16 protein-coding genes are annotated in these 20,922 nt (G+C 56.6%); 6 read left to right on the top strand and 10 right to left on the bottom strand.

From position 1 onward, the window contains the following. Nucleotides 1–10: 10 nt before the first annotated feature. A complete protein-coding gene (gene aceK / locus Q5Y71_RS02405; protein ID WP_306039755.1) occupies nucleotides 11–1,765 on the bottom strand; it encodes a bifunctional isocitrate dehydrogenase kinase/phosphatase in 1,755 nt (584 codons plus the stop codon). 187 nt (nucleotides 1,766–1,952) lie between these two features. Here aceK and Q5Y71_RS02410 point away from each other — a divergent pair, with 187 nt between their 5' ends. Next, on the top strand, nucleotides 1,953–2,561 hold the full coding sequence (locus Q5Y71_RS02410; RefSeq protein WP_306039757.1) for a MarC family protein: 609 nt from the start codon (nucleotides 1,953–1,955) through the stop codon (nucleotides 2,559–2,561). A 297-nt stretch (nucleotides 2,562–2,858) separates the two neighbouring features. On the opposite strand, the gene Q5Y71_RS02415 is transcribed toward Q5Y71_RS02410, so the two are convergent. Further along, a complete protein-coding gene (locus Q5Y71_RS02415) occupies nucleotides 2,859–4,796 on the bottom strand; it encodes a PhoX family phosphatase (protein WP_306039759.1) in 1,938 nt (645 codons plus the stop codon). Between the two features lie 268 nt (nucleotides 4,797–5,064). On the opposite strand from Q5Y71_RS02415, the gene Q5Y71_RS02420 reads away from it, so the two are divergent. Together Q5Y71_RS02420 and Q5Y71_RS02425 are read left to right on the top strand one after the other, a co-directional pair. Further along, the gene (locus Q5Y71_RS02420) at nucleotides 5,065–7,680 is read left to right on the top strand and encodes a TonB-dependent receptor (RefSeq protein ID WP_306039761.1); all 2,616 of its coding nucleotides are present in this window, start codon (nucleotides 5,065–5,067) and stop codon (nucleotides 7,678–7,680) included. A gap of 175 nt (nucleotides 7,681–7,855) precedes the next feature. Continuing rightward, entirely contained in the window at nucleotides 7,856–9,796 is a 1,941-nt protein-coding gene (locus tag Q5Y71_RS02425; protein ID WP_306039763.1) for a phytase, read from the top strand. A gap of 182 nt (nucleotides 9,797–9,978) precedes the next feature. Here the strand turns inward: Q5Y71_RS02425 and Q5Y71_RS02430 are convergent, their stop codons facing one another. Both Q5Y71_RS02430 and Q5Y71_RS02435 read right to left on the bottom strand, forming a co-directional pair. Then, entirely contained in the window at nucleotides 9,979–10,644 is a 666-nt protein-coding gene (locus Q5Y71_RS02430) for a replication protein P (protein WP_306039765.1), read from the bottom strand. Continuing rightward, nucleotides 10,556–11,929, bottom strand: coding sequence for a DnaT-like ssDNA-binding domain-containing protein (locus Q5Y71_RS02435; RefSeq protein ID WP_306039767.1), 1,374 nt, complete (start codon nucleotides 11,927–11,929; stop codon nucleotides 10,556–10,558). The genes Q5Y71_RS02430 and Q5Y71_RS02435 overlap by 89 nt, the downstream gene beginning before the upstream one ends. Nucleotides 11,930–12,126: 197 nt before the next feature. On the opposite strand from Q5Y71_RS02435, the gene Q5Y71_RS02440 reads away from it, so the two are divergent. Next, complete coding sequence (locus tag Q5Y71_RS02440; protein WP_306039769.1) at nucleotides 12,127–14,370, top strand: heavy metal translocating P-type ATPase; 2,244 nt, start codon at nucleotides 12,127–12,129, stop codon at nucleotides 14,368–14,370. Beyond that, a complete protein-coding gene (locus Q5Y71_RS02445) occupies nucleotides 14,370–14,741 on the top strand; it encodes a cupredoxin domain-containing protein (RefSeq protein WP_306039771.1) in 372 nt (123 codons plus the stop codon). Before Q5Y71_RS02440 ends, Q5Y71_RS02445 begins: the two co-directional genes overlap by 1 nt. A 125-nt stretch (nucleotides 14,742–14,866) precedes the next feature. On the opposite strand, the gene Q5Y71_RS02450 is transcribed toward Q5Y71_RS02445, so the two are convergent. The 6 genes from Q5Y71_RS02450 to Q5Y71_RS02470 all read right to left on the bottom strand — a co-directional run bounded on the left by Q5Y71_RS02450 (nucleotide 14,867) and on the right by Q5Y71_RS02470 (nucleotide 19,269). After that, entirely contained in the window at nucleotides 14,867–15,382 is a 516-nt protein-coding gene (locus Q5Y71_RS02450; protein ID WP_306039773.1) for a hypothetical protein, read from the bottom strand. A gap of 356 nt (nucleotides 15,383–15,738) precedes the next feature. Further along, a complete protein-coding gene (locus tag Q5Y71_RS02455; RefSeq protein WP_301416563.1) occupies nucleotides 15,739–16,071 on the bottom strand; it encodes a hypothetical protein in 333 nt (110 codons plus the stop codon). Between the two features lie 280 nt (nucleotides 16,072–16,351). Next, entirely contained in the window at nucleotides 16,352–16,468 is a 117-nt protein-coding gene (locus Q5Y71_RS17485; protein WP_371876984.1) for a ClbS/DfsB family four-helix bundle protein, read from the bottom strand. Between the two features lie 262 nt (nucleotides 16,469–16,730). Beyond that, on the bottom strand, nucleotides 16,731–17,111 hold the full coding sequence (locus Q5Y71_RS02460) for an STAS/SEC14 domain-containing protein (protein ID WP_306039776.1): 381 nt from the start codon (nucleotides 17,109–17,111) through the stop codon (nucleotides 16,731–16,733). Between the two features lie 903 nt (nucleotides 17,112–18,014). Next, nucleotides 18,015–18,812, bottom strand: coding sequence for an MBL fold metallo-hydrolase (locus Q5Y71_RS02465; protein WP_306039778.1), 798 nt, complete (start codon nucleotides 18,810–18,812; stop codon nucleotides 18,015–18,017). 13 nt (nucleotides 18,813–18,825) lie between these two features. Next, nucleotides 18,826–19,269 (bottom strand): pseudoazurin, encoded by a 444-nt coding sequence (locus Q5Y71_RS02470; protein ID WP_306039780.1) that lies wholly within the window; start codon nucleotides 19,267–19,269, stop codon nucleotides 18,826–18,828. A gap of 254 nt (nucleotides 19,270–19,523) precedes the next feature. Between Q5Y71_RS02470 and radA the strand changes: the two genes are divergently transcribed. Beyond that, nucleotides 19,524–20,918, top strand: a complete 1,395-nt coding sequence (gene radA, locus Q5Y71_RS02475; protein ID WP_306039782.1) for a DNA repair protein RadA — start codon at nucleotides 19,524–19,526, stop codon at nucleotides 20,916–20,918. Nucleotides 20,919–20,922 lie beyond the last annotated feature (4 nt).

A 20,922-nucleotide genomic window follows, 5' to 3' on the forward strand; every position in this document is an offset into this window, starting at 1 on the left:
TATTACCCAGCTACCGTCTGCCTGCAGATGCCAGGGAGCGGCGGCGAAAGCGCCACTTGCGCCGGTAGGGGAATGCGCTCTCCACATGGCCGGCGTGTATGCGATCCTGGAGCCGTCTCCAGTAACGGTAGTCGTACAGGTCGCTGTGAAGCTCCTCGAAGGCAGCGCGCGCGGTGGGATTGCCGGAGAAAAACAGGCGGAATTCCTCGGGGAACACATCCGCTTCGTCCACGGTGTACCAGGGTTTGTCCGCCAGTTCCTGCTCGGCGGTGCGCGCCTCGGGAATTTTGCGAAAGTGGCACTCGGTCAGAGGGCACAGCTCGTCGTAATCGTAAAAAACCACACGACCGTGTCGGGTGACCCCAAAGTTTTTTAGGAGCATATCCCCGGGGAAGATATTGGCGGCGGCCAATTGCTTGATGGCGTTGCCGTATTCCTCCATGGCTTCGCGGGTTTCCTCTTCGCTGGCGTTTTGCAAATACAGGTTGAGCGGCTCCATGCGGCGCTCCACATAGAGGTGCCTGATAATGACCCACTTGTCGGTGATCAACAGTTTTGAGGGCACAAGATCCCGTAGTTCCTGTAGCAACGCCTCACTGAAGCGATTGCGGTAGAAAATAAAGTTGGTGTATTCCTGGGTGTCTGCCATACGCCCGACCCGGTCGGAGCGGGATACAAATTTGTACTTTTCGCGGACAATTTGTTCAGTGACAGTTTTGGGCCGGTCAAAGTGGTCCTTGATGACTTTAAATACCACCGGGTAGGAGGGCAGGGTAAACACACTCATCACCATGCCCTTAATGCCCGGCGCAATCACAAATTGATCGTTGCTCACCTTCATGTGGGCGAGAATATGCCGGTAGAACTCCGTCTTGCCGTGTTTGTGGAAGCCGATCGAATTATACAATTCGGACCTTTCTTTCAAAGGCATAATCGTGGAGAGAAAGCGCACGAAACGGGAGGGAATGGGCGCGTCCACCATAAAGTAGGAGCGGGTAAAGCTGAAGATGATACTTGCGGAATCGTTACTGTGCAGCAGGGTGTCGACAAAGATGCCGCCGCGGCCATTGTTCAGACAGGGCAGAATCATCGGCATCACTTCACCGTGAAAGATCATACGCCCGACCAGGTAGGCGGCTTTATTGCGATAGAACACCGACTCCAGCATGTCCACACGCAGTTGTTTGCCGCTCCCCAGGCTGGCCAGCGGCACTGCGCGCAGGGCGGCACAGATATTCTCCACATCGCGGGGCAGATTCTCCCATGGGACAGAGAAACCGAAGTCCCCGAGGATCTCCTCCACCATCTTTTCGAGGCCATTGCGGGCACTGTAACTGATATAGATGCTGTAATCCCTGAGGGGCTTGTCGTCGGGGGTGCGCGAGGGTTTCACGAAGATATTGCTGTCGTGAATATGGGCGTGATCGAACTGGCTGCAAAAGACCGAGTTAAAGAAGGTCTCGGCGATTTCGTAATTGCTGTGACTGGCGATCAATTGGGCATAGGTGGCGCGGGCGTCCCGCCACAGCGCCAGTTGGCTGGTATCCTTGCTGGTGACGGAATGCACCAGTCTCAACACCTGGTTGACCTTGGTTTTATACAGGTCAATGCGCGCTTTGCTGACCTGGCGCACCGCCTGCCAGGCGGCGGTCTCGAAGCGCGCCTTGGCGCCCAGAGTGATGTTCTGAAAATCTGCAAAATACGCATCGAAGCCATTCAGGATGGTTTTCGCGATGCGGCGGGCGGTCGGGGAGTGGTTAGTCATACACTAGACTTTGATTCTGGGGCACAGGGTTTCCATTCGGCAGTCAAACCCGTTTTCTCGGATTGGTGTGGTGGCCGCCTCTGTTCTACTGGCGCAATTTCGTGCTGCTGCGCTTCAGGATCTGATGCCGGCCTGCGATCTGCGCTGGAGTGCGCAAGGATAGTAGCACGGCTGACCGGGGTGATTATTGAACGATTGGATCAACTGTTTTGTCATTTTCTTCGCAGTGATCGACCCTGTGGGTACACTGCCGGTCTTTATTGCGGTTACCGCCGGTCACGCGGAGTGGAAAAAGCGCAGGATCGCCTGCCTGGCAGTGCTGATTGCCACCGCTATCCTGCTGTTCTTTTTGGTTGTGGGTCAGTTTCTGCTGGAGGCCATGGGAGTGCCGCTGTCCGCTTTTGAGGTTGCCGGTGGCACAGTGCTGTTCCTGTTTGCCCTCACTATGATTTTTGGTGACAGCAAGCCTGAACAGGAGGTGGAATTTGTGCGGGAGGGTCATGAAACGGCCATATTCCCTCTGGCAGTGCCCTCGATTGCCTCACCGGGGGCAATGCTCGCCGCCGTCGTGCTGACAGATAATTACCGCTTCAATGTGATGCATCAATTGAAAGCCGCGTCGGCAATGCTGGCGGTATTGCTGATCGTGCTGGTGCTTATATTGATGGCCAAATGGATATACCGCTTTATTGGGCCTGCCGGTGCCAGTATTGTCAGTCGGGTCATGGGGCTTGTTTTGGCCTCGGTGGCAACAACGAACGTACTGCTTGGGATCCAGCAGTTCTTCTCAATCTGATCTGCAGGCCGGTCCCGGTTGGCTGCGCGCCGGTGCATCGGGTTCCGGGACCTGTCGTACATTGCCGACTCAAACAACCATTCTCGCGAACTGGACTGGCCAGCAGTAAACACGGGGATTGGTCCTGTGGGAAAAGCGCCCTGCGCGAACGCGTTTATTCTCTCGCCCGTGTGCATACACTCACTGCCTTAGCCCTTAGCCCTTAGCCCTTAGCCCTTAGCCCTTAGCCCTTAGCCCTTAGCCCTTAGCCCTTAGCCCTTAGCCCTTAGCCCTTAGCCCTTAGCCCTTAGCAGGGTCTTAGCTGCCCACTGTCTTGTCATCGACCCGGTAGATGGCCAGTACCGATGGGCGTGGCGGCAGTTTCGGGTCGTTATCTGGCCAGCGGTGCAGGGGGTTGTCATAGGTGGAACTGCGCCCTTGCGCGGGGTGTTGTACAGATACAAACAGGGTTTTGCCATCGGGTGTAAATTCCGGACCGCAGACTTCGGCACCTTGGGGGCATCCGAAAAAGTGCTTTGGCGCGGCGCGCAGGGGACCCTCGGTGGCCATGGCCCAGAGACCGTCGTGAAAACCGAAGCGTTCGCAACCATCGGTGGCTATCCACATATTGCCGCGGGGGTCGAAGGCGACATTGTCCGGATTGGCAAACCAGCCGTGGGGGGAGATACTGTCACTGGACTGCTGGCCATAGGCACCCCGCTCGGCGGGGTCCCCGGCATTGGGATCACCCCCGAGCAGAAAGAGCTGCCACCGGAAGTGATCGCTGGTGTGGTCGCGGTTGCCGCTGGTGCCCGGCGGTGCAATTTCCAGGACGTGGCCGCGGGTGTTGTGCGCACGGGGGTTGGCGGCATCGATATCGCTTTTGCGGCGCTGTTTGTTTTTGGTCAGCATCACGTAGGTGCAGTCATTATGAGGGTTGGTCTCCACGTCCTCGGGGCGATCCATGGGGGTGGCGCCCAGTAGAGCAGCGGCGCGGCGCGCGTCGATCAGAACATCGGCCTGGTTGCGAAATCCGTGCTCTTCCGTGAGCGGCCCCTGTCCGTAGCGCAAAGCCAGCCATTCCCCCTGGCCATTGTCTGCAAACCTTGCAGCATAGAGTGTGCCTTCGGTCAGCAGCTCCCTGTTGCCGGCATTGTCCTCGGGCCGATAGATGCCCCGGGAGATAAAGCGGTACACGAACTGGTGTTCGTCATCGTCGCCACCGTAGGCCACCACCGCCTGGCCAGGCTTACACACCAAGGTAAATCCCTCGTGCTCAAAACGCCCCAGGGCCGTGAGCTTGCGCGGCCTGGATGCTGGATTGTAAGGGTCGTATTCCACCATCCAGCCAAAGCGGTTGGGTTCGTTGGGCTCCACCTGGATATCGAAGCGGCGATCATAGTTCCCCCAGTTGCGGTTCGAGGGGGTGATACCAAAGTTGTGATGATTGCGCGCCTCGCGGGGGTCTTCTATTTTTTCGGGGTCCCCTTGAAAGGCACTGCCAAATCCCTCTTCCGCGATCAGTACTGTCCCCCAGGGGGTTTTGCCGCCCGCGCAGTTGCCGATGGTGCCCAGCACCCGTCTGCCTGTGGGGTCTTCTGCCGTGCGCAGTCGCCTGTCTCCGGCAGCCGGGCCGCGGATCTCCATCGCTGTGGCTGCGGTAATCCGCCGGTTGTAGGGGCTGTCTAAGTGTATCTGCCAGCCATCCGGGCCGCGTTCGATTTCCACAACCGAGTGACCACAGGCGGCTTGCTCTACCGCTACATGGGCGCCACTGACACCGCGAGTGGCACTGAATGCATCATTGTAGCCGGAAAACATCAGGTGGGGTTGGGTGTATTCGTGGTTCACACACAACAGCCCGCGCGCGCTGTTGCGGCTCTGGACGTGCATATCCCCCCGGTTCGGGGGGGCATTCGGGGCCAGGGGCATAAAAGCGATAAAGTCATTGTTGTAGCCAAAGCGCTGCTGCTGGCTTTTGCTGTCCAGCTTTTCCGGGTGAAAAGGGACATCCGTCTCGGTGATGGGGTCGCCCCAGCGCAGTAGCAGGTCGGCGCGGTACCCCTCTGGCAGGTGATGTTGCGAATCCAGGGCGTGGGGAATTTCCGTAAAAGAAAGGTTCTCCCTGTGGTTTTTTTTCTCCTCGCTGCTGCAGCCGGGCAACAGCATGAGTTTGCCGGCGGCCCCGGCAGCTGCTGTGGTACCCAGGGCTTTCAGCAGGGTACGTCGCGGGGGATGTTTGGGATGGTAGCTCACATTCTGCTCCGGTAGAGGGCGTTGATAGGTGCGATCAACCGCCTTGGTGAATCTCTGCGGTACGGTTTGCCAGGCCGGACACCGGGCGGTTGTGCCCGTGCCATGGCCAGAGCTGATCCACAAAGGCTTCAGGTTTCCATAGGGAGATTAGCGGTCAATTTTGAAAGATTAATGACATTTTAAAAAAAACGTCACGCAACAGTCATAGTCACCACTTAGTCTGCGCTGCGCTAAAAGACGCCACCGGCAAAACGGGAGTGGGGATGTGATGAAAGATAACAGCCAGTGTTTGCGGCGGCTGAATATGCCTTTGATGGCGCTCGCTGTGGCCATGCATACAACAGGTGCGGTTGCGCAGCAAGACGAGCCACAGGCCATGGAGACGGTAGTGGTCACCGCCCAGGCCAGCAATGCACGCAGTGATCTGGAGCGCCAGCGCAACGCCAACAAAGTGGTGGCGGTACAGACCTCCGATGCGATCGGGGAACTGCCGGATGCCAATGTGACCGAGGCACTGCAGAGAATGCCCGGTGTGTTTATTGCCCGCGACCAGGGCGAAGGGCGCTTTGTGGGTGTGCGCGGAATAGACCCCAACCTGAATGCCTCAACGATCAATGGGATAAGCCTGCCGGCACCGGAAACGGACAGTCGTGCGGTGGCCCTGGATGTTATCCCCTCGGATCTGCTCGCCAGCCTGGAAGTCTTCAAGACCCTGACCCCGGATATGAGCGCCGATTCGATTGGAGGGGCCATCGAGATCAAGAGCCTCAATGCCCTGGATTACGATGACAACCAATACAAATTCAGTGCAGAGAACAGCTACAGCAGTCTTCAGGAAGAAAACAGTCCCAAGCTTGCCGCGAGCATGACCCATGTATTTGCTTTGTCCGGTGACAGAAGATTGGGTATGGCCTTGGCCGCCAGTCATCAGGAACGCCATTTCGGTTCGGAGAATATCGAAACCGATGGCCGCTGGGAGCATTTTACCGCAGTGGACGGCAGCACCGGTATTGGCGCTAGAGAGATTGAACAGCGCGATTACACCATCACACGTGAACGTACCGGCATTGCGGCCAATTTTGATTTGGATCTCGGCAACGATGCCAGCCTCTACTTGCACAGCCTCTATTCAGACTTTGCAGATGAAGAGATCCGCCAGCGCAATTCCTGGAAACTGGATGCGGAACGGGATGTGCCGGAAAGTATCTCGGATAATTCGGCAGAGTGGGAAGAGGCAGCGCTAGAAAAATCCCTCAAGGATCGTCGGGAACAACAGGAAATTCTCTCTGTGGTTTTTGGTGGCGAGCACTATTTTGATCTTTGGAATTTCTCCTATGCCCTGGGGTACTCTCACGCAGAGGAAACCGAACCCCATCGCCGCGATAGCACTTTCGTTCTGGAACCCTTGCGTCTGGGGTACGTGGAGGCCGGTAAAACCCCGCGTATGGCCGTGGGCAGTGAAGGGCTGGAAAAAGTGTTGGACCCGGCCAGCTACCAACTGGATGAGCTGGTCATTGAGGACAATGACACCGAGGACGGAGAACTGAGCCTGCGCCTGGATTTTAGTCGCGAATTTGAATGGGCCGGTAATCCGTCCACCATACAATTTGGCCTGCACGAACGCCAGCGGAAAAAGCAAGGGGATTTGAACGCAACTGTCTACGAAGGTTTCGCAGGCGATTACACCCTGGCTGACTTTGCCCGCAACAACATTGATTACCATCTGGATACATTTGGTCCGGGTATCAATGCCGGCAGCCTCAATCGTTTTATCAACAACAATCTCGCCGACTTTGAGCTGGATGAAGCCGAAACTGCATTGTCTTCAGCGCGCGATTACACCATGCGGGAGGATATCAGTGCGCTCTATGTCATGAATACGGTGGATTTGCAGCGATCCCAATGGGTTTTCGGAGTGCGTTATGAGTATACAGACTTCACTGCTGAAGGTGTGCGGGTGGTCGAGTCGGAGGAGCCCATTCCCCAGGCCGAGCCTATTGCCGAAGGAGTGTATGCCAGTGCGGTCGATTACCAGCGCGATTACGGATTGTTTTTCCCCAGTGTCAATTTCAGGTTCGATTACAACGACAATATCGTCCTTCGCGCGGCTTATAGCGAGTCGCTGTCGCGGCCCTCGTTTGGCTATCTGAACCCCTCCCCAGCCAAAATCGAGTACGATGAGGGTGAGTTGAAGGTGGAAGCGGGCAATCCCGGCCTGCAACCTTACCAATCCCGCAATCTGGATTTCTCCGCCGAGTACTACGCCGATAGGTTGGGCATGTTTTCTGTAGGTCTGTTTCACAAGCATATAGACCATTTTATTGTCCTGTCCGATGTGTCCAGCACGGCGGATTTCAGTCAGTATGTGGGGACTCTGCCGGTTGAGGAAGCGGAAGTTCTGCAGCCCATCAATGGCGACAGTGCCCGCATCGGCGGCGTTGAGCTAGCCTGGACCAGGGGCTTTGACAATGGCTTTTTGCTGCGGGCCAACGCTACCTTAACGGATTCTCAAGCGCGCCTCGGCCTGGGGGCAGACAGACAGCGCAATGACAGCATCTCCCTGCCCTCCCAGGCAGATGTGGTGGGTAATTTTGTTGTGGGCTACGAGCGCGATGCATTTAGTCTGCGTTTGTCCGCCGCTTTCCGCGGAGAACGCCTGTTGGAAGTGGATCTTGAAGATGCAGCCGGTGATCGCTATGAGGACGATCACCTGCAGCTGGATTTCTCCGCCCGCTATCGTTTCGAAAATGGCTTGCAGCTGACCTTCACTGGAGTGAATCTCACCGATGAACCTTACTATGTGCACAATGGTGGTTTCAACGGGCAGTATGACGAGTACGGCCCCACCTACGCCCTGGGTCTCAGCTATAGCGGTTTTTATTGATCCAACAGGGAATTTGGGTTCTGCCTGCCAGTCGCTTTTAGGTCCCGGTGCATTTTCACTGGCGATCACAGCGATCGCCAAGGATTGAAGCCGGCTTGTGCTGGGAGAGCCTTGCGTTGGTGGGGGGAGCCAGTTGGGATTTTATTGTTTCGCTTTTATTGATCTGATGTCTGATATGAAAAGAACGTGTTTTTGTACTGCAGGTATACTGCTGAGCGCTCTTTTGAGCGGTTGTGACGGTACACCCGAAACCCCTTTACAGGGGGAGAAAAAGCTGCCGAGGCAGGAAATTGCGCTCGGTGCGATTGAGGCGGAGCAGATGGTGCCGGTACGGCTTGACGGCCGGCAACGCCTTCTCTTAGCCAGTGAGCGCCGTGGGCTGCTGCTGTTGGATGGACGTGGCGATACCCTGGCGGCACAAGCGGGTAGCCTGGAACAACTAGCCGCACAGGAACAAGCAGATGGCAGTGTACTGGTGGCTGCCTACAGCGATGCGCAGGCACAAATAAGGCTGTACAGGATACGCCAGCCCTCCCCCGGCGAAGGCCCGGAGATCCAATACCTCGGCGGCCGCTCTGACCTGCCCCCGCAAGGTGCTCTGTGTTTTTCCCGCCAGAACAATCACACCCATCTGTTCGCGATCGGAGAAGACGGTCTTGGGCACGAGTACCTGATCAAGCCCGGTGCTCGAGAGTGGAAATTGATTGAGGTGCGCCCTTTGTACTTCGGTGAGCAGGTCAATGCCTGCGCGGTGGATATGGTTACCCAGCGCTTACTGGTATCCCAGCCTCCCCTTGGGGTGATCACCCTGAATGCCGATGCTGAAAAGGATGAGGAGCGCAAGTTTTTGATCACGGCGGCGCAGCTTGGCGAGGAGTTTGGCGGCTTGTGGGTAGAGCCTGCCGGCAGCCATGTGTGGCTGGCTGCAGGGGATCAATTACAGCGCTATGCTCTGCAGGCCGCGCAAGGCGGGCCCCAGTGGCGTCTCCGCATTGCGCAACCACACAACCCGATTTCTCCGGCGCTGTTGGATGGATCACTGCTGACGCTGGACAGCGACCGGGATGCCCTGTTGTATTTTGATGTATCGCCGCCGCTATCGGGGCTGCGGGAAGCGCCCTCGGAAACCAGTGCTGCCGTTGCGCGTATTCCCGCTCGGGCCCAGACACAGCCCGTTGTATCCGCCGGAGATGCCGCCGATGATCCGGCAATCTGGGTCAACCCCGAAGCGCCGGAAAACAGCCTGATTTTTGGCACCGATAAAAAAAGGGGCCTGAATGTCTACGATTTATCCGGCGGGCTTGTTCAGCACTTTGCCGTAGGGCGCGTGAACAACGTGGATATACGCCCTATCAGGCACCCCCGCTATCGTGCCCTCGCCGCGGCATCCAACCGCTCAACACCGGGCGTCGATCTGTTCGCCATTGGCAGAGACGGGCAGGTGGAACACCTGGGTCTGCGCACAGTCACCCTGCAGGATCCCTATGGCCTCTGTCTTTATCGGGATGGCAATGATCTCCTGGCCTGGGTTTCCGATAAAGCGGGAGCCCTGCACCAGATGAAGATCCAGGTGCCCGATGCAGGTCGAAACTGGCAACTGCACGAGATTGCTCAACTGGAGGTAGGCAGCCAGGTGGAAGGCTGCGTGGTGGACGACGAAAACGCACGGTTGTTTTTTGGCGAGGAGGACCTCGGGGTATGGCGGCTGGACCTGGGCGCCTTTGATGCCGGTGGTGCGCCACCGCAGTTGGTGGCGGAAGCGGACGGTGAACACCTGGTTGCCGATGTAGAGGGCCTGGGATTATACCGGGCGGGCGATAGCGGCTACCTGGTTGTTTCCAGCCAGGGCAATGACAGCTATGCACTGTACAGTCGCGATGGCAGTGCGTTTATTGGCAATTTCCGCCTGGGCCTGAATCTCCATGCCGGTGTAGATGCCAGCTCGGAAACCGATGGCCTGGCAGTGACCAGCGCCAATCTGGGTGCCGAATATCCCCAGGGGTTGTTGGTTGTTCAGGACGGCCGTAACCGTATGCCCGATGCGGCTCAGAATTTCAAACTGGTATCCTGGCAGGATATTCGTAAAGCGCTGGAGCTGCCAGATTCCGAACACTGAAGCTGGTTACCCTACCGTGTTGCTCTGCAGTGCCCGGGTGCGGTGTATGCCAGTGCGGGGAAGGGCTGGAGAGAATCAATCCAGTGCGTCTTCAGGACTGTTTGAACCGTCGCGTTTGCCTGTTCCCGGGGTACCGCAAAGGTACATGCCGGCAGCTTGACCGATGGCGCGGAGCAAGGGGGTTAAAGCCCGAGTTCCCTGCGCAGCTCGGCCAGCTTGCGGGCATTCTCCCGTTTCGACAGTGGCTTGCCGGGGTTCTGTTCCAGCTTCAGGGGCTCCGGGGTGGTGAGCTTTTCCCCTTCCAGTACCCGCGCACAGAGTTTGCGGTAGTGGTCGGCAAAGACCGGATAGGCCACTGACTCCGGATTGTTGGCGAGGAAAAACCAATTGGCCTCGCGCCCTGCATAATACACCGCCGGGTGGCTCCAGGTGTGGTTGGTTTTCGGGCTGGGTGCGTTGCAGGCTTCGCGATAGGCGGCGCGGGTGTCCGGAAATCCGCTTTCTCCAGCGGTACACAGCAGCAGCATTTTGTGTATTGTGGGAAGGTACTCACTGTGAAGAATAGCGCGTTTCGCGCCTTGCATAATCTTCTGCGGGGCAAAAGCGGCGAGCGCCTCCAGCCACAGGCGCTTGGCGTGGTGCAGCGTTTCGGTATCGGGAAACGCCGCGCTGAACTGGTTGTGGTAGTTCAGCTTGAACAGTGCGAAAACCTCGTTGATCGCACGCTTCTTTTCATTCAGCAGTAGCTGGTCCCCGGTATCACCAGTTTGTGTCTGTGAGGATGTCGCCGATTGGGCGGTCGCGGGTGCGCTGGTTTGCGCTGTTGTGGGGGTCTTGCCGCTTGCCATAGGAGTCTCCAATTGCCAACTTGTTGCGCTCCGCCCATTGGTGGCGTGCGTGACGCACAAAGACGGCGTCCCAGCTCTTGCGCGCGGCGTTCTGGCCGCGCCAGTAAATAATAAATTCCGCAACCAGGGACAGGGCAAAGTCGCGCTCTATCTCGCACTGGTTCACCAGGTGATTGAGACAGTCGTCCCCTGGCTGCCAGTTGCGCGCAATGGGTTTGGCGACGGGGTTCTTATCGATACCCTGGCAGTAATAGGCCCATTCCTCGCGGGCGTATTCAATAAACAATTCGCCCCAGCGCGCGCTGTGTCCGCCGCGCTCCAACCACTGATAGATAAATTCCGGCAGTAATTCTGCACAGAAACGCGGATTGATGGCCAGGCGTTGCAGTTGCTCCCAGGTGTGCTCGCTCGGTTGCCAGTCGCGGCACATGGCGGTGGGTTTGCGCTTTTCGATAAATGGTGTTTCCTGTTTCTCCCAGTCTTCCATGACCCAGTCATTGAATTCCAGGTCCCAGGAAATGGATTGCTTGCCGCTGGAGCGGTGGTAATCCAGAAAACGTTGCAGAGCGCGGTTGACAAAGGTGCTGGGGACACCTTCATCGGCCAATTTGCGCAGGGTGTCGCTGTTTGGCTGCCAGCTGTCGGGCAGGGCCCGCTTGCGCTGGGCGGTAGCGCGAAAGGTCTCCCATTTCCCCTTGACCTGGCGCAGGAAAAGGGCGCCGAAAGAGTGCCGGGACTCGCCCCGTTCGCGCCAGTAAGTGACGAATTCCGGTAATTGCTCACGCACAAAATGCTCCGGAATCCCCAACTGGCCGATGCGCAACAGGGTCTCTGCGTCGGGTTGCCAGTTGGGCGCAATGGTGTTGGCACTGCGGTTGGCGGGTACCTGTGGCGCCGGGGCGGGGCGGTTCTGTTCTGTGGGCAGGGCAAACTTGAGGATCTCGCTGCTGCCGAAGGGGGCCGCGCCCAGTAGCAGGGCCCCCTGGTTGCGCAGGCTGGTGGCCACCCGCTGGATATCCGCTGCCTGCCAGAAGGGGACCAGCAGGTACAGTTGTTCTCCCTCTGCCGTATACCAGTCCCGCCCCCCGTGAGGCTGTTGGGGCAGGAAGGGGAGCAGGTCGCTGAGCGCAGTGAGCAATACCGCTTCCTCGAGGCCGACAGTAGCCGCCAGGGCGGGGGAGATACAGAGGGGTCTTTCCGGGAGCAGGGGGTGTCTCATGGCGTGATAATAACACTCCGGCGATGGGCTTGCGCAGCGATTGCGGCGGGTCTGTAGTTCTGGCACGGAAGAGTTGCTGCGGTCACTAAGCTGACTATGGGCGAGGTCACAGTGTTACCATTAACCGGGCAATTCAGTGGGCTTTCCGGGGCCTGACCAAGTCGCTTGAAGCGACGCACCTAAAACCCTGGTGCAGAGGGCTACTTTGCGCAAAGGGTGAGGATACCGGGTTGTCGCAGGAAACGATCAGGCGGGAGTGCAATATGACCAAAGAGCAACAGCCAGCACCAAGAGTCTTCCGCCTGTATGGCGTCACGTGTGCCGGCTGTGTGCACAAAATTGAAACTGCCCTGCAGCGGGTGCAGGGAGTGCGCGATGCCCGCGTCAACCTTGCTGGAAAGACACTGACCGTGTGCGGTGAAGCCGAGGCCCAGGCCTGCATAGAGGCGGTGCGTTCGGCGGGTTATGACGCCGGGGTTGCAAAACAGAACGAGCGTGAGCTGCGCGCACAACAGCACAAGGATGAGATGCACCACTACCACCAGCTTTTGTGGCGCTCAGCTTTTGCCCTGCTTGTGGGTGTGCCACTCATGGCCTGGGGTTTGATTACCGACAAGGTATCGGTGAATACCCTCACAGATCAGCTTGTCTGGGGTGCAATAGGGCTGATCACTCTGGCGGTGCTGATCTTTTGTGGCGGGCATTTTTTCAGTGGTGCCTGGAAGGCGCTGCGCCACCACAGTGCCACAATGGACACTCTGGTGGCGCTCGGTACCGGTGTGGCCTGGCTGTTTTCCATGGGGGTGGTCGTGTTGCCCCAGTTACTGCCGGAGTCGGCGCGCCACGTGTACTTTGAAGCCAGTGCCATGATTATCGGCCTGATCAGCCTTGGGCAGGCCCTGGAAGTACGGGCCCGCGGGCGCACCAATGCGGCGGTGGAAAAGTTACTGCAACTGCAGGACACCTCGGCGCGGGTATTGCGCGACGGCAAAGAGGTGGATATTCCTATTGAGCAGGTACAGGTGGGGGACCGGTTGCGTGTGCGCCCCGGGGAAAAAATCCCGGTGGATGGTGAGGTGATCGAGGGAAGCAGCCGGGTGGACGAGTCCATGCTCACCGGGGAACCGGTGCCGGAAAAGAAAAGCACCGGCGACAGCCTGGTAGCGGGCACCCTGAACAAGAACGGCAGCCTGCTGTTTCGCGCGGATAAGGTCGGCGACGAGACCCGTCTCGCGCAGATTATTGAGATGGTCAAAAATGCCCAGGGTTCCCGGGTCCCCATTGCACGTCTGGCGGATAAGATTTCTGCGATCTTTGTACCGGTTGTCATGGTGATCGCCGTGCTGGCGGCACTGATCTGGTTCAATGCGGGCCCCGAACCCCGCGCCGCACATATGCTGGTGGTGCTCACCTCTGTGCTCATCATCGCCTGCCCCTGCGCGCTCGGGCTGGCCACACCGATGTCGGTTATGGTGGGGGTGGGCAAGGGGGCCGAATACGGTGTGCTGGTCCGCAATGGCAAGGCGCTGCAGCAATCCTGCAATCTGGATGTGCTAGTTGTGGATAAAACCGGAACCCTCACCGAGGGATCGCCCCGCCTGACCGATATCGAGACGGATGGTGACAGCGATGCCCTGTTGCAGTGGCTCGCAAGCCTGGAACAGGGCTCTGAGCATCCTCTGGCAGAAGCCATCGTCAGTGAAGCCCACAAGAGAAAGCTGGATCTGCAACCACTGAGTGATTTCGAAGCAATCACTGCCCATGGGGTCAGCGGCACCGTTGCGGGCAGGCGTGTAGTGCTGGGCAACACCAAATTAATACAGCGGGAAAACATTCCCATGGGCACCTGGCAGGCTCGTGCCGACCAGTTGGCAGAGGGCGGACGTAGCATCATATACGCGGCCGTGGACGGTGAGTTGAAGGGGGTGGTCGCCGTTGCCGATCCCGTCCGGGACGATGCTGAGGCAGCCATCGGGCGCCTGCGCAGACTGGGCCTGCGTATCGAAATGTTGACCGGCGACAACCGGGCCAGTGCCGAGGCTGTCGCCAAGCGCCTGAAAATTAACAAGGTGCATGCGGAGCTTTTGCCTGAAGACAAGGAGCGGATTGTTGCGCAGCTGCAACAGGGCGGCGACCGCGTGGGGATGGTGGGAGACGGCATTAACGATGCCCCGGCCCTGGCCCGCGCCGATGTGGGTTTTGCAATTGGTGCCGGCACCGACGTGGCCATCGAAAGTGCCGATGTCACCCTGATGCGCTCTTCCCTGCACGGGGTGGCCAATGCGGTGGAACTCTCGCGAGCAACTCTGCGCAATATCAAGCAGAACCTGTTTGGGGCATTTATTTATAATACCCTCGGCATTCCCGTTGCCGCCGGTATTATTTATCCGCTCACCGGCATGCTTCTCAGCCCGATCGTTGCCGGAGCCGCGATGGCATTGTCGTCCCTCACGGTGGTCACAAACGCCAATCGATTGCGCCTGTTCAAACCCTCGGAGCCACATTGATGGAAGTATTATTGGTAAATGCCACGGGCCTTTTGCTGATTGCCTGGATTATCTGGTGGTTCTGGCTGGGCCCAAAGTATAAAGCGGGCAAAGGGGTCGCCGGGGGTGGGAAACTGTGTATTCTGGTCAAAGACGGTGTCTATGAACCGGATCGTATCCGTATACCCGCAGACCGCCCCACCACCTTGCATTTTTATCGCAAAGATCCCAGCCCCTGTTCAGAGTGGGTGCTTTTCCCGGACCTGGAAATCAGCGCGGAACTGGCTCTCAACAAGGAGACTATCGTAGAAATTCCAGCGAGTGCGCCGGGTGAGTATCCTTTTACCTGCCAGATGCAAATGTACCGGGGGGTACTGGTGGTGGAGCCTTAATACACTTTGCAATCCGTCGCGGTTTAATTATTGCCCGGTTTAAAGTGACCCTAACTAACGCTTGCAAAGGATATAGAGCGGGCCGATATTGTCCGTGTCTTTAAAGAATCCCGAGTGTGGATTTTTCAACCCGTACCATTGAGATGACCGATATAAATCGCTGCATCCCTGATATCAAAGATAAAAGAAAACAGGATGACCCCGGTGATTGTGCCCGCCCAGATTCGGAATCCGGCCGGTTCCTTGGTATCCAGAAATGGCCGGTGTATGAGTAGAAGCACCAGCCCCGGCAACCAGCAGAGAATATGCATTATTGCGATGGAGCCGCCCAGGAAAGGCAGTCCCAACAGCGCAAAAGACATAGACCCGCCTGCCGTTGACAGGATAAAGCCACCCGAGGTCCACCTGGCCAGCGGATGTTTCCTGACGTAGTAGAATCCTACAATAAATGTGATTGCCAGAAAGCACACCCAGACCTGTACCCAAGTCGGGGTCAGCATAAATCCCGGAGCATTAAAAACCTCTAAGGCGCCATGACCGGCAATATACCCCTCTTCAGTGTTCGTAAGCGCGGAGTCGGGGGTCAGAAAAAAAGCTGACAGCAGGAGCTTCAGCGCGAAACGCGGCTGAGTCAATTGCATATCTTCTTTCCCAAGCTTTCAGAGTACACGGCAGTGTTCCGACAACAAAACCACGCTGCCGCCTGGCAGTGAGCGGGTCCGGTCAGAGGCCGTCTGGAGTGCCTTTAGGGATTGAGGGTTTTTTAATTGGGCCATCCTCGCCGCTTTCAGCTGTCCCTGGCCGGCTTTGAGTATAACTGTTTGATTTAACGGTTACCATTCAGAAGCCCACTTACCTTGTCAGGCTTGCACAGGTGAGTCGTTTTTTACTGATCTTCTCCTGGGCTCTGGTTCGCTCGGTGAATATCCGCAGGCATTATGTCAGAATGCTGTTGATTTTTTTGACTGCCGAAAGAACACCTTGACGAGTTTTATCGCTAGAGACCGGGTTGCTTTTTCCTGTACGCTGATCCAACCATGTAGATGCATTTTAAGCAACTCCCTGATCCCATTTGCTCATTTTCAATAAATACCAGGGTGCCGGATTGCTGGGCAGCCTGATTTTTCATATCGTTGCGGCAGCTTTTAATAATCTCCAAAATTGAGCTGAAGCTCCCCGTATAACTGCAGGACACATCAGTAATATATTCGTATTCATCCGCATCGGGTATGCTTTTGGTAAAGCGCACTTGTTCGGCACCGGAAATCAACTCGGTAGAGGCGCAGGATATCAAGAAATAAAATGTAGCAAGCAGGCAGGCTTTTTTCATGAAGGATTCCAGTATGGTGTTATTTCTATGGGGTAATGCCAGAGACAGTGGTGCATTTTGCCTGTGTTGGCTCAGGGGTTTTTACATGAACTTGTTTTTCTTTTTAAATGTTCTATCTTTGGCGCGTAGGTTCCGTATCGGTGAAATGTTTTTGGATGAATCAACCTTCCAAAGGTAAACTTTCTACAGCAATTATTACTATAAAGCTTCTTGTCAGTCAATAAGCTAGCCGGGGTTAAAATTTCTCGGGATGTGACTTGAACTGTATTGAGAGGACCCGCTAAGACAGCCCTGATAGTGAGCTTTCCTGTTGATTCCATTTGTATCCCGTCACTGGCAGCGCAACCGGTTTGCCGGTAGAAGTTTTTTTGCGCCAATTTAAGACCTGTTTCCTCAGTTAATAAGAGAGAGTCAAGGGTATCACACACGCTGATTTCAGGGCTTTTTACATTTCCCTCGACACCAATTTTGCGAGAGTCGTCATCGGAAATGGCTTTTGCTCAGCACCTGGCTTGTCATAGATAGGTTGGGTGGAATCCTGTAACGCCTGCTTATTTACGGGTATGGAGAATATGGCCGGTATCGGGAGACTGGTGGGTATCAATCGGGCGCAGAAAGGGTGACGTCAAGCGGGGCTTGACGTCAATACTTTGGCTATATTATTCGCTCAGCCAACGCATGGCTTCGCTCTCATCCTCAAAATATTTCGCCTCACCTGAGATAAACCAGTGGCTTAGTTTCGCCGCGACCTCCTGCCATTTTTTATTTCCATAAATGGCGATTTTTTGAAATTCATTGCCGTGTTTGAGTCCCAGCTTGAAATCATCCCATGCCGCTCTTGGCTCCCAGCCCTCGAGCTCTGTGCCATCAAGGAAGACTTTGACTTTGGGGTCTTTAACTTCTTTCAGGGCTGAATCAATCATTGGGGTTATGGTTTCATAATCCTGGTGGGTCAGTTTTCCCTGAGCTTTTAAGGACAGGAAAAAAAGCTCTCCCGTTCTTTCAATGCCGATGGATAGCCCGTGCCGTCTGGATTCCATTGATAGCTCCTTTTGTTTAAATGTGAAGTCTGCAGTGCGGGTGGAACAGTTTATTCCTGCCACTTTACAGCTTTGGACGCCTGTGAAGAGAGTGTGTAATTCGCACATGCTAGCTTTATTAAAAATAACTGTCATCATAAATTGCAGTTTTCTAGGCTCGATCTTTCAAAGGAAAGCCCTGTCACCTTGCAGCATTTTTTGCGCTTGATCGACCTTGCGCACTCAGAAGCTGATTACCTTCCCCTTCAAGATTTCAGCGCGCGGAAATATTTTCCGGAAACATGATGATAGTAATGGTCGCTTACAGGCACATTGCAACACGCTCACCGTAGCTTGTTCAGCCATTGAAGCCCCTTGGGGTACGTTAGGTGTCCTTGCATAGTGTAGATGAGAGCCCTCGCAGCTATTCAGTGCGGCTATTCAGCCAACAGGCACATCCCGAGACATGATGGGAGTCATACTTTTCGAGGTGATGAATTCTGCAATCAGGAGGTTGTTTGGATCAGTCACTACAGGCAGAAAACCCCGGTCGTCTGGTACCCCTCGACCGGCACTGTGCTCATGTGGTATCAGTGCGGTAACACCGGGTTGTGAATATCTGCTGATCAAAGGGGGTAAACCTGGCCGGGGGGGGGTCGTCAATGTCCGATTTGGGCGCTGCTGCCACAGCTTGGTCTTTAGTGCGTGGGTGGAATCAGTGCATATCAGCGTGTGATTCCGGTAGAAAAGGGGCCGCCCACCCAACCGGCCAAAGCCACTTCCTTTCAGCGGTTTGAGTAAATCGCTGTGAAGTAGAGGCTGTCCCGGGCCAAGGAAGAGCCAGTTGAGCGCCTGGCAGGATGGATCGACACAACAGCGACTTTGCATCCCATAAGCGTGCGGGTGCACTGTTGATTGTCTCAATCAGGCCTTCGCCATTGGCAGTTGAAAGTCCTGGTGGCGCAGCAGATCAGGCCCGCACTCCAGCCGCTCAAACCAGTCCAGAAAGCGCTTCTTCACCGCTTCTGAAACGAAATAGCCACCGTGTTGCGGGACGATCATTGCGGGGTTTAATTCGCGCACCATCTGCACCCACAGGCGGCAGGCCCGATTGCCGCCCATATAACGCCGATGGAAGCCCTCCATGGACTGTACCTGGGTGTCAAAGTCGGTCACCTCTCCCTCTTCTCCCCCCAGTGAGGCGCCGATATCTCCGGAAAAAAGGATTTGGCTCACCGGATCATAAAAGCTGAAGTTGCCGCAGGAGTGTAGGAAGTGGGCGGGCAGGGCCCAGATTTCACTACCGGCAAAGGTCAGTACCTGTCCCCGGTCATCCAGTGGCACTATGCGGTCGTGCCATCTCTCGCTGCCGGCACGGGAGGCCACAAAACTGGAAACCAGGTGCGGCAGGAAGCGCGACCACAGTTTCGATACGGCCACTTTACAGCGGGAGTGGAGCATCCAGCGGGGCAGGGAGGCGATAATATCCGGGTCCTGGTGCGAGGCCAGGATATATTCCAGTTCGCTCAGGTTCAGATGACGACTGAGTTCGATCGTCAGGTGTGTGTAGGTAAGATCGCCGCCGGGGTCGATCAGTGCGCCTTTGGTGCCGCGACGGATCACGAATTGATTGGCCTGAATGCCATCGCTGCCATGTTGTGCTTTAACGAGATCGCAGAACCGCGCAACCAGGTGATTACCCTGTTCAAATAGAATATCCACACTGCGGCTCCGCTTAGTTCACCTGGTCGAGGTATTGTTCCAGCCGCGTTTTGTTGACGGCAATGTGTTCGCTCATGGCTTGAGCATGCTGTTTGGCGCCCTCCAGGTTGCCGGCATTGCCCACCTGGATGACACCTACCATTCCGAGTGCCAGGTGGGGGTCACACTGGTACAGGTAGATGCCCTCTTCATCGAGCGTTACTGTCACTTTCTCGCCCATGCTGCCATTCCAGCTGGTCCCGTTTTCCGGTGAGAATACCGAGTGGGTGTTATGGGCCATATCGGTGGGCAGGAAGGTGATGGTGTCACCTGGGGCAACGGCCAAGAAAGCGGGTTCAAAAGCCATCATGCCGTCTTTGCTCTGATTCAGCATCTGGATCTGGTGATTCGCAGCCAGGGCGGAGGTTGAAACAAAAGTCAGTGCCAATATCGCACTGCGAAGAGAAATGGACGACATATTGACTTCCTGTTTGATAATTTGCGGGTGTTTTGTTTGTACCCACCCACTCGCAGCTACGAACCGCGGCGGATAGTATCTCGCTGAAAATACGGTGAATTGATCTGGATCAATCCTGTGGAGTCCCCGGAATAAGGGAAAACCTGCCATTGGAAGTATTGTTTGGCAGCGCAGTATTCCTGAGCGCAAGCCCTGCCCTGTCCGAGGTAAACTGTGCGCCAAATAACTGATGGGCGACTTTTCGGGAGAACACTTTGGCCACAAAACGCAAAACTGCTTATGTGTGCAATGACTGTGGGGCCGATTACACCAAGTGGACAGGGCAGTGCAGTGGCTGTGGTAGCTGGAACAGCCTGTCAGAAGTGCGCCCGGGGCCGGGTTATCGAGACAGTCGGGCGGCCGATTTTACCGATACCCAGAGCGGTTATGCCGGAGCTGCCGGTAGCGGTAAGGTGCAGAAACTCGCGGAAATCGACCTGAGTGAATTGCCGCGTATCCCCACCTCTGCGTCGGAGCTGGACCGGGTGCTGGGTGGCGGCCTGGTGCCCGGCTCGGTGGTATTGATCGGCGGACATCCGGGCGCGGGTAAATCCACGGTGCTGCTGCAAACCCTGTGTCACCTGGCCGCGGCCATGCCCGCGCTGTATATCACCGGTGAGGAATCCCTGCAGCAGGTGGCGATGCGCGCCAATCGCCTGGGGCTGCCCACGGATTCCCTGCAGGTGCTCAGCGAGACCGATGTTGAGCGAATCTGCCATGTTGCCAAGACCGTCATTCCACGGGTGATGGTGGTGGATTCGATCCAGGTGATGCACATGAGTGAGGTGCAATCGGCACCGGGGTCCGTGGCCCAGGTGCGCGAAAGTGCAGCTTTCCTTACCCGCTTTGCCAAACAGACCGGTACCGCGTTGATTCTGGTGGGCCATGTCACCAAAGATGGCAGCCTGGCGGGCCCCAAGGTGCTGGAGCATATTATCGACTGCTCCATCCTGCTTGAAGGCAGCCACGATTCCCGCTTTCGCACCCTGCGCGCCCATAAAAACCGCTTTGGGGCAGTGAATGAACTCGGGGTGTTTGCCATGACCGAACAAGGCTTGAAAGAGGTTTCCAATCCCTCTGCCATTTTCCTGCAGCGCGCCGAGGAGGTGGCGGCCGGTTCGGTGGTGACCGCCGTGTGGGAGGGCACCCGCCCCCTGTTGGTGGAATTGCAGGCGCTGGTGGATGACAGCAGCCTGGGCAACCCGCGCCGGGTGGCGGTGGGGTTGGACCAGAATCGCCTGAATATGCTGCTGGCCGTACTGCACCGCCACGGCGGGGTGCTAGTGGGGGACCAGGATGTGTTTATTAATGTGGTGGGTGGCGTCAAGGTTGTAGAAACGAGTGCCGACCTGACCCTGCTACTGGCGGTAGTTTCCAGCTTTCGCAACCATCCCCTGCCGAGGGACCTGATGGTGTTCGGTGAGGTGGGCCTGTCCGGAGAAATCCGCCCTGTGCCCTCCGGTCAGGAGCGTTTGCGCGAGGCCGCCAAGCACGGTTTTCGCAAGGCCATTGTGCCCGCTGCCAACCGTCTTAAAAATGATATCGAGGGCCTGGAGATGCAGCCGGTGAAAACCCTGGCAGAAGCACTTGCGGTCATCGATATGCGCTGAGGCG

This window comes from Microbulbifer sp. 2205BS26-8, assembly GCF_030731025.1.
Lineage (GTDB): Bacteria > Pseudomonadota > Gammaproteobacteria > Pseudomonadales > Cellvibrionaceae > Microbulbifer > Microbulbifer spongiae.

What these genes read in the sequence shown, in the direction of transcription:
- aceK (WP_306039755.1), bottom strand. Translation starts at nt 1,765, where the DNA reads ATGACTAACCACTCCCCGACCGCCCGCCGCATCGCGAAAACCATCCTG.
- Q5Y71_RS02420 (WP_306039761.1), top strand. Translation starts at nt 5,065, where the DNA reads ATGAAAGATAACAGCCAGTGTTTGCGGCGGCTGAATATGCCTTTGATG.
- Q5Y71_RS02425 (WP_306039763.1), top strand. Translation starts at nt 7,856, where the DNA reads ATGAAAAGAACGTGTTTTTGTACTGCAGGTATACTGCTGAGCGCTCTT.
- Q5Y71_RS02430 (WP_306039765.1), bottom strand. Translation starts at nt 10,644, where the DNA reads ATGGCAAGCGGCAAGACCCCCACAACAGCGCAAACCAGCGCACCCGCG.
- Q5Y71_RS02440 (WP_306039769.1), top strand. Translation starts at nt 12,127, where the DNA reads ATGACCAAAGAGCAACAGCCAGCACCAAGAGTCTTCCGCCTGTATGGC.
- Q5Y71_RS02445 (WP_306039771.1), top strand. Translation starts at nt 14,370, where the DNA reads ATGGAAGTATTATTGGTAAATGCCACGGGCCTTTTGCTGATTGCCTGG.
- Q5Y71_RS02450 (WP_306039773.1), bottom strand. Translation starts at nt 15,382, where the DNA reads ATGCAATTGACTCAGCCGCGTTTCGCGCTGAAGCTCCTGCTGTCAGCT.
- Q5Y71_RS02455 (WP_301416563.1), bottom strand. Translation starts at nt 16,071, where the DNA reads ATGAAAAAAGCCTGCCTGCTTGCTACATTTTATTTCTTGATATCCTGC.
- Q5Y71_RS02460 (WP_306039776.1), bottom strand. Translation starts at nt 17,111, where the DNA reads ATGGAATCCAGACGGCACGGGCTATCCATCGGCATTGAAAGAACGGGA.
- Q5Y71_RS02470 (WP_306039780.1), bottom strand. Translation starts at nt 19,269, where the DNA reads ATGTCGTCCATTTCTCTTCGCAGTGCGATATTGGCACTGACTTTTGTT.